8 protein-coding genes are annotated in these 9,108 nt (G+C 26.4%); all 8 read left to right on the top strand.

Translation table 11 applies throughout. From position 1 onward, the window contains the following. The first annotated feature begins 255 nt into the window (after window positions 1-255). The 8 genes from IV513_RS14145 (at window position 256) to IV513_RS14110 (ending at window position 8,976) form a co-directional block, all read left to right on the top strand. Window positions 256-531: a helix-turn-helix domain-containing protein gene (locus tag IV513_RS14145; RefSeq protein WP_209391207.1), complete on the top strand. Its 276-nt coding sequence runs from the start codon at window positions 256-258 to the stop codon at window positions 529-531. A gap of 117 nt (window positions 532-648) precedes the next feature. Further along, on the top strand, window positions 649-2,952 hold the full coding sequence (locus tag IV513_RS14140) for an outer membrane beta-barrel family protein (RefSeq protein WP_209391206.1): 2,304 nt from the start codon (window positions 649-651) through the stop codon (window positions 2,950-2,952). Window positions 2,953-3,014: 62 nt separating this feature from the next. Then, the gene (locus tag IV513_RS14135; protein ID WP_209391205.1) at window positions 3,015-3,263 is read left to right on the top strand and encodes a hypothetical protein; all 249 of its coding nucleotides are present in this window, start codon (window positions 3,015-3,017) and stop codon (window positions 3,261-3,263) included. Window positions 3,264-3,316: 53 nt separating this feature from the next. Continuing rightward, complete coding sequence (locus tag IV513_RS14130; RefSeq protein ID WP_209391204.1) at window positions 3,317-4,615, top strand: radical SAM protein; 1,299 nt, start codon at window positions 3,317-3,319, stop codon at window positions 4,613-4,615. Next, entirely contained in the window at window positions 4,608-6,806 is a 2,199-nt protein-coding gene (locus IV513_RS14125) for a peptidase domain-containing ABC transporter (protein WP_209391203.1), read from the top strand. The genes IV513_RS14130 and IV513_RS14125 overlap by 8 nt, the downstream gene beginning before the upstream one ends. A gap of 47 nt (window positions 6,807-6,853) precedes the next feature. Further along, window positions 6,854-7,594, top strand: a complete 741-nt coding sequence (locus IV513_RS14120; RefSeq protein WP_209391202.1) for a hypothetical protein — start codon at window positions 6,854-6,856, stop codon at window positions 7,592-7,594. A 4-nt stretch (window positions 7,595-7,598) separates the two neighbouring features. Beyond that, the gene (locus IV513_RS14115; protein WP_209391201.1) at window positions 7,599-8,138 is read left to right on the top strand and encodes a hypothetical protein; all 540 of its coding nucleotides are present in this window, start codon (window positions 7,599-7,601) and stop codon (window positions 8,136-8,138) included. A gap of 31 nt (window positions 8,139-8,169) precedes the next feature. Beyond that, window positions 8,170-8,976, top strand: a complete 807-nt coding sequence (locus IV513_RS14110) for an AraC family transcriptional regulator (RefSeq protein WP_209391200.1) — start codon at window positions 8,170-8,172, stop codon at window positions 8,974-8,976. Window positions 8,977-9,108 lie beyond the last annotated feature (132 nt).

Raw genomic sequence — 9,108 nt, 5'->3', positions numbered from 1 at the left:
AAGAAAATGTAAAATATAAATCTTACAAACGACAAAAAATTGATAACTTTAACAAAACAAAATAACTGAAAAATGTGTCAACTATTTCAGGATAATACACCAAACAACCGCAGAAAAGCCAACGCAGAAATTTATTCTTTTTTTGCCCAACCTTTTTTGCCAACGCTCATTAGCACATTTTGCATTTTTCCCAACCGAAAGCCAATGCAAAAAATGCAAAAAGAGCTAATTTGTCCAACACCTAACTAATTAACTATGGAAAAGTTAAAAGAATTAAGATTAGCAAACGGATTATCACAAACCGAGATAGCATTTGAATTAGGTATTTCACAAAAAGCGTATTCTAAAATTGAAAATGGATATGTAAAACTAACTCACGAAAAAATCAAAAAACTATCTGAATTTTACAAAGTAACTCCTGATTTTCTTTGCTCCTTATCATGTTGTTGCATAAATGATAATGATATAAAATTAAAAACAATAGAATATTTAAAAGAAAACAATATTAATTTACCCGATTTTCTAAAATAGAACTTTTGGGTATAGTTTTACTGAAAGAAATATCCTAAAATTGTATAAAAAAACATGAAACACAATTATACCTTATTATTATTATTTATTCTATTCTTTTCATTAGGCTATAGTCAAATGAAAGTTACAGGAATTGTTGTTGATGAAAACAATAAACCAATTGAAAACATATATGTAATTATTAAAAATTCAGACAAAGTTTCGATTGAAGGTGATTTAACAAATATCGAAGGTGTTTTTACCCTTAATACTACTATTAAAAATGTAAAATTGCAAATTGTTCAGTTTAATGAAATATATTACGAAAAAGATTTAGAACTAAATGCAAATATTGATTTAGGAAAAATTATAATTGACAATTCAAAAGTTTTACAAGAGATTGTAGTTATTGGGAAAAAAACAAACATAAAAAAAGAACTTGGAAAATTCGTTGTAGATAATATTTCAACATCTCAATTTTCAAAAGGTAAAAGCTCGTATGAAGTCTTAAACTATGTACCCATTTTAAATTCCTCAGAAAAAGGTATAAGTATCTTCAATAAAGGAGAAGCAACAATTTTTATTAATGGCAAACCTGTTGGTGAAAATGATATTGCATTAAATATGATTAAATCAATTCCAGCGAGTAACATAAAGAAAGTAGAAATTATTGCAAATCCAGATAGTAAATATGAAGCAAACAATAAAAATGGAATTATAAATATTATTTTGAAAAACAATGAAAATGAGGGTATAAAAGGTTCCATTAGTACATCAACCAATCAATCTTATTATAATTCACAATATGGTAGTGGCTTCTTATCATACTCAAAGAAAAAAGTAAATATTACATCTGGAGTTAATATCGATAATACTAAAAACTTTAGTCGTTTTAGTTACTTGTATAATAACATTCCAGCTAATCAGCAAACTCAAATACAGTCAAACACAATAGACAAAAGTAAAAATTATTCATACTTTATAAACTCTGATTTTAAGATAAACGAAAAAAACAATATTGGTTTGCAATTAGGGTATAGATTAAATGATAAAAAATCTAATACTGAAGCAAATAACATATTTAAAAATATTGATTCTGAAAATATCAATTCTACTTCATTAAATAATATAACTAAACAATCTCCAAATAATAATTCTTTTAGAGCTAACCTAAACTACACGCATCAATTGGATAGTTTAGGTTCAAATATTTATATTGATAATACTCAAGTTATAAGAAATAACAACTTTGACAATAATTTTGATTTTATAAATTCCAATTCTCCAAATGAGAAATTTAAGCAAATTCAAGATGAAAAATTTAATGTTAATGCCTCAAAAATAGATATTACAAAAATTATTAATGAAGATAATAAATTATTTTTTGGTGGCAATTTTATTTATAGCGATATAAAAAATGATTTTTTTCATGGCAATTTTGAAGGACTTGGTTATGTTTCAGACCCTTTACAGACTAATAATTATACTTATACAGATAAAACACTGGCTGGTTATATAAATTATGAAAAAATATTTAATGAGAAATGGGAAGGGAAAATTGGTTTTAGATTAGAAAATTTTGAAGGCAAAGGGAGAACAATCACAAATGACGATATAACAAAAATAAAGAACACTTATTTATTTCCTTCGTTTTCACTTTTATTTATGCCAAACGAAAACAATGAAATCTCATTGGACGCAAGTTCTTATATTTTGAGACCATATTATACACAACTAAACCCTTTTGTCCGCTATAATTCCTCAAATTCTTATACAATAAACAATCCCAATTTATTACCTACATTAAGTTATGAACTTACATTAGGTTACTCATTTAAAAATAGATATTTTCTAAATGTTTCTTATATCTATGACAAAAATCTATTTAATGATTTTGATATTGTACTTCCATCAAACTTAATACAAAGAACAACCGCTAATTATGGAAATGGTAACGACATAAATTTAAACTTCACTTATACAAATAATTTCTTTAATAAAAATTTGAATTTTACAGCAATTTTTAATTATAAATATCAAGACTCTTATGGGTTTTATAATGATTTTGATATGAGTTTTCAAAATAATTCTTATTCATTTAGATTAAAAAATCAAATTAATCTTTCCAAAGAAAAAGATTTTAATATGTCATTAATATATGGTTATAATAGCAGCATTAATGCAGTTTTCGGGAATTTAAATAATCTGCATAGTCTTGTTTTAGATTTTACTAAAACATATAAAAACTTTAATTTTTCATTGAGTGCATATGACTTGTTAAGACCTAATCTAAATATAACTGAAAATAAAGCAACATATAGTTTTTTAAAAAATATAGAATATTTTAGAAATATAAAATTTAGTTTGAGATATAATTTTGGAAATAAAAAAATAAAAAAAATTGAAGATAAATCTTCAGAAATAAATAATAGATTGTTATAAGCAAGGCGTAATCCGAAAAGCCCTAACAGAGTAGGAATTAATCCATAATAAAATTTAAAGATATGGATACAACAAACAAATTTTCAAAATTCGTTGCAAAATTAGAGCAAAAAATGCTTGATAGCAACCAAGAGTCTATGGTGTTTTTTAATCTTTCTGGAAAAGAAATTGGAGGTTTAGCATTAGAAAACAGTATTAATGATGGTAATTGTGTTAATGGTAATAACCAATGCGATGGTTCAATTAACAACAAGTGTTCAAATAATCAATGTGATAATGCACTTAATTCTCGTAAGTGTACAGCTTTTTAACTAAACAATAATAAATTTCGCTTATAACAGTCTATTTTTAAAATCTGAAAAATATGAAATACAGTAAATATAATTCTCTAATACAATTAAGTTCTTCTTTAAGTGTTTTATATAATTCTAAAGAAGACAAATCTATTGTTATTTCAAATACAAAAACCGATTTATTAAAATTATCTCCTGAACATCTATCGTATCAAGATTCTGAAATCTACAATAATTTAATTCAAATAAATGCAATCGTTTCTGAAGACAAAAATGAATTACAAGAAGTAATAAATCTAGGTAAACAGATTGAAAACAATGATGATTATTACAAGTTAATAATTAATCCTACAATGGGCTGTAATTTTAGTTGTTGGTATTGTTATGAATCTCATATTGTCGGTTCAAAAATGTCATCCAACAATGTGTCTAAAATTTTAAAACTAATTGACAATATTTTAATAAATAAACCAAATCTTAAAACATTTGATTTGGCATTTTTTGGTGGAGAGCCACTTATGTATTACTCTAAAGTTACTCGCCCTATTATTGATTACTATCGTACTAAATATGATATACATAAAAATATAAATTTTGAAGTTTCCTTTACTTCGAATGGTTATTTATTAAGTGACACTATTCTTAACCATTTGACAGAGAAAAAAGAATATAAACATTTTCAAATTACTCTTGACGGAAACAGAGAAGAACATAATAAGGTTAGAGTAGCACAAAAAGAGGAAGGATCTTATGATGTAATAATTAACTCAATCAAAAGATTATTAGAAAATGGAGTTGAAGTAGTATTAAGAATTAATTACACTGCTTTGACAGCGTACTCAATAATTGATATTTTGCAAGATATTTCACATTTTACAAATGAAATTAAGAAGAATCTAAGTGTAGATTTTCATAGAGTTTGGCAAGATAAAGAAGAAGTAGAAGATATTGATGAATTTATTGAAAATACCAAGCAATTATTTGAAGAAAAGAGTTTTAGAGTAGTTAGAAACGATATTATTGAAAATTATCAAAAACCTTGTTATGCAGATAAAGAAAATGAAGTTGTTGTAAATTTTAATGGAGATATTTATAAATGTACAGCTAGAGATTTTAACAAAGAAAATAGTTATGGCTTTATTGATGATAATGGTAAATTAATTTGGAATGAAAAAATTGAAACTTGGAAAAAATTAAAAATCCAGTCAAAAGCATGTCAAAGTTGTAGAATATTACCCCTGTGTGGTGGTGGTTGTCATCAAATAAACCTAGAATTGCTAGGTACTGATTCTTGCCAAATGGGCTATAGTGAAACAAAAAAAGATGAAATCATTTTAACTAGATTAGAAAAGTTATTTTTTAATGAATAAAAAAATTAAATTCAAATATCAATTAAGTGCAAATGATTGTGGTATAGCTTGTATTCAAATGATTACCCAATATCATGGCAAAACATATGATATTAATACAATAAAAACAAATTGTGAAGTATCTAAACTAGGCATTTCAATAAAAGATATTAGAAATTTCTTTGATATTATAGGTGTTGATTCACATTCAATTAATATTACATTAAATGAAATTAATGAAATGCCGTTACCTGCAATTTTATATTTTAAGCCAGGCCATTATGTTGTATTAGAAAAAATAGAATATAAAAAAAAAGAAGTTTTATTTCACATTATTGACCCAAGTTTTGGTAGAATTAAAATAAATAAAGAAACATTAATAGAAAAATGGTATAGTGGCAATTCAGGCATTGCCATTATATCAAATCCGAACGAAAAATTTTTCACTAATACATTAGATGAAAAGATTTCAAAAAAAAACACTTTTGTTAAAAATAAAATATTAAATATTTTATCACAAAAAAAATCAAAATTATTTTTAATTCTTTTTTTAACTTTTGTATCACTGATAACAAATTGGGGTGTTCCATTACTTTTAAAAGATAATATTGATAAAGGCATTCTTAATAAAAATATTAATTTAGTTTGGCTAATTTTATTATCCCAGTTTCTTTTTGTTGTAGGTAATTTAATAGCCACTAGCCTTTCAGAAATATTATCTACTAAAATAAGTTTAAATATTAATATAGATTTAAAAAACATATATTTCAATAAAATCTTTAGCTTACCTATTGGTTTTTTTGAGAAAAAATTCAAGTCTGATTTAATTGAAGGTTTAAATGACCACAACAGAATAAACGCTTTTATTTCTCAAAATATAATAGACCTAATTGTTACATTTTTAAATTTACTTGTCTTTTCTGCCATACTAATATCCTATAATATATATGTTTTCTTTATTTTTTTCATATTTAGCATTATTGCTATCGTAATCACATTACTTTTTTTAAGAAAGAAAAAATTTATTGATTATTCTCTTTTTAATTCGGAGTCAGAAAATAGAAATATGATTTACGAATTGATTATGGGCATAACAGAAATCAAAGTAAACAGTGCTGAAAATTTTAAAATTAAAAAATGGCAACAGTCAGAGCAAAAACTCAATAAATTTAAAATAAAAGATTCATACATTAGTTTCTATATGTTCAATAGCAATAATTTTATTTCAAAGTTTAGAGATATTTTTTTAATTGGATTATGCTCATATTTTGTTATTAATAATGAGATGACTTTAGGAACTATGCTAATGATTAGTTATGTTTTAGGCCAATTATCTGCTCCAATAAATGATATTATTAATTTTTCTCAAACTTTTCAAAGATTAAATTTAGCATTTGATAGATTATCTGATGTCTATGAAAAAGATGAAGAAATAAAATCTAATCAATCATACATTTCCGATTTTTCAGAAGTTAAAAAAATAACCATAGAAAACGTCGATTTCAAATACAATTCAAATGATGAAAATAATGTCCTTCAAAATATAAATATTACTATTCCTAAAAATTCAATAACCGCTATTGTTGGAGCTAGTGGTAGTGGTAAATCTACACTAATGAAACTGTTACTTGGTTTTTATTTTCCTTTACAGGGTGAAATTTCAATTGATAATGATAATATCGAAACTATAAACCTAAAAGAATGGAGGAAAAATTGTGGGGTTATTATGCAGGATGGATTTATTTTTAGTGGTACAGTCGCAGAAAACATTTGTCTCTCTGAAGACAATATAAACGTAGAGAAACTCCTTTATTCTTTAAAAATTGCTGAATTAGAAGATACTGTTAAAAAATTACCGATGAATTACAATACACAAATTGGTGAGTCTGGTATATCATTAAGTGGTGGAGAAAAACAAAGATTATTTATTGCTAGAGCTATTTATAAAAATCCTGATTTCATATTCTTTGATGAAGCAACTTCAAATTTAGATACTATTAATGAAAACAAAATAATGCATAATCTAAATGACTATTTAAAAAGTAAAACAGCAATAATCATAGCTCATAGACTAAGTACAGTTAAAAATGCGGATAATATAATTGTTTTAAAAAATGGTAGTATTGTAGAGCAAGGAACTCATAGCGTTTTATTAAAAAATAAAAGCGAATACTATAATCTTGTAGAAAACCAGTTAGAAAATAATTTGTAAATTATTTTTCATTATTTTTGTGGTATTAACCTAAAAATAAAATCATTATGGCATCTACTTCTGAAACAGGACACGCAAAAAACATTGCAAACTTTCAAGACCTTATCTCTTTTTGTCAAGGGTATGGAGCAAATTATAACCCAACCAAAGAAAGTTTAAAAATTCCACAACTACAAGCATTGTATCAGCTTACACAAGACAAACTAAACGCAACCAAAACCCAAAAAACAGCTTTTGATAAAGCTACTAACGAGCGTAGAAATACATTTGCCAATTTAAAACCTTTGGCTACCAAAATTATCAATGCTTTTGCCGTTTCAGGTGCAGATACTTTAGCCATTGCAGATGCAAGAACGGTAAACAAAAAATTACAAGGTACATCTTCCAAAAAAACAACTACAGAAGAAACAACTCCAGAAAACGCACCAACTACAAACAGCATTTCTACTTCACAACAATCGTATGACCGCTTAATAGACCATTTCGCAAACCTTATACAAGTAGTAGAACAAAACAGCAACTATACACCCAACGAAATAGAATTACAAGTCGCCACCTTACAAACCAAACTCACAGAATTACAAACCAAAAACACCAACCTTATTAACGCATACACAGGTTACAGCAACGCAATGATAGAGAGAAACCAAACACTTTACAACCCATTAACTGGCTTGGTGCAAACTTCAAAAGAAGTAAAACAATATGTAAAAAGTGTTTTCGGTGCAAACAGCCCTCAATACAAACAAGTAAGCGGTTTAGAATTTAAAGTAATCAAGAAAGATTAATATTGTGAAAGGTAAAAGTATAATTTTCGCAACATCATTTATAAAATTGACCACTGCGTTTATACTTTTATCAACTGCATTTATAAAATTACTAACTGCAAAAACAAAATTAAAAACTGAATTTAATATTTTAGCTACTGCAAGCATTAAATTACCGTCTGAAACTATAAAACTACTAACTGAAAAATATAATTTAGTAACGGCTAAAATACATTTAACTGGTGCAATAATAAACATAAAACAATTTGCCACCGCACAGGAAAAAGCACATTTGCAATCCGCTACACCCAACGCAAAACCCAAGATTGCAAAAGAGCTTTTCCCTTTCCCACTTATGCCAACGCCAAAAAAAAGAATAAATTTCCTCCACTCCAACCCCAAAAACCAACCTTGCCGAATAGATGGCACAGCATATAACAAGAGTTTTGCGAGATTGCGGGGAAAGGTGCTAAATTCAAGTTTATTACCTATCTTTGAACATTGGTGTTTAATCGAAAGGTTCGGCTTCTTTAGTCCGCAACCTCGCAAAGCTCCAAGCCGTTAGCTGCAACCCAAAAACAACCCGACAAAACTTTATGAACCTTGATTTTTTTGTACCGACAAACAAAACCCTACAAAAATATATTGAGGGCTATTATTTTATTGCCCAAACTGAAAAATCAAATTCATTTAATTATTGGACATTCCCAAACAATTATTTTATCCTTTCTATCAGCCAAAATATTGAAATTGTAATTGAAGAAAGTAAGTTGGTTGTCAAATCCAGTTCACAAGATAACATTGTAGTAAACTATGTTGCCAGTTACACAAAACCCATAGAAGTGTTGTATGAAAAGCCTGTTAATGAAATTACTATTTACTTTAAACCTTTAGGTATTAGCCAATTTATTGAAAATACAGAAACGCTTTTTAAATATAAAAATGCATCCGATTTCATTCCCTTTTCTGATTTCGCCTTTAAAATGAAAGAAATATTTCTACTTGAAAATAGAACTGAACAAATTGAAGCACTAGAAACATATTTGATATCCAAACTACTAAATAAGCAACTATCAATAATGGAAAGTATTTTAGCAGATGTAGAAACTGATTTACGAATTCACGATATAGCGAAGAAGTACAATTTTTCAAGACAATATTTGCACAAATTATTTTTAAAAACATTGGGGAAATCACCTACTGAGTATCGAAAAATTCACAGGTTTAGAAGTTCAATTACTAATCAGCGAAAAACTATAAATTTAACTAAATTAGCTCACGGAAACTTATTCTATGACCAATCACATTTTGTAAAAAATTTTATGGAACTTACTAACAATAATCCGAGTACTTTCTTCAAAAAAGTAAATACAGACAAAGAAATTGTTTGGCTTTTTATATAGTGGTTTACATTCTTACAATTGTTTCATTTATTCTCAATAGCGTCCTAAATAAAAAAATAAGAAGGAATTAAAGTAACTCAAAGTATCTTTGAGGTTGACAACAAAAAAACCTTCTTATGGATTCAAAATTAA

Origin of the sequence: Chryseobacterium sp. RR2-3-20, from assembly GCF_017808115.1 — a bacterium.
Taxonomy (GTDB): domain Bacteria; phylum Bacteroidota; class Bacteroidia; order Flavobacteriales; family Weeksellaceae; genus Chryseobacterium; species Chryseobacterium oryzae.
Note: the sequence above shows the minus strand (reverse complement) of the source record. Positions and strands in the feature narration are given on the sequence as shown.

What these genes read in the sequence shown, in the direction of transcription:
- IV513_RS14140 (WP_209391206.1), top strand. Translation starts at nt 649, where the DNA reads ATGAAAGTTACAGGAATTGTTGTTGATGAAAACAATAAACCAATTGAA.
- IV513_RS14120 (WP_209391202.1), top strand. Translation starts at nt 6,854, where the DNA reads ATGGCATCTACTTCTGAAACAGGACACGCAAAAAACATTGCAAACTTT.
- IV513_RS14125 (WP_209391203.1), top strand. Translation starts at nt 4,608, where the DNA reads ATGAATAAAAAAATTAAATTCAAATATCAATTAAGTGCAAATGATTGT.
- IV513_RS14145 (WP_209391207.1), top strand. Translation starts at nt 256, where the DNA reads ATGGAAAAGTTAAAAGAATTAAGATTAGCAAACGGATTATCACAAACC.
- IV513_RS14130 (WP_209391204.1), top strand. Translation starts at nt 3,317, where the DNA reads ATGAAATACAGTAAATATAATTCTCTAATACAATTAAGTTCTTCTTTA.
- IV513_RS14110 (WP_209391200.1), top strand. Translation starts at nt 8,170, where the DNA reads ATGAACCTTGATTTTTTTGTACCGACAAACAAAACCCTACAAAAATAT.
- IV513_RS14135 (WP_209391205.1), top strand. Translation starts at nt 3,015, where the DNA reads ATGGATACAACAAACAAATTTTCAAAATTCGTTGCAAAATTAGAGCAA.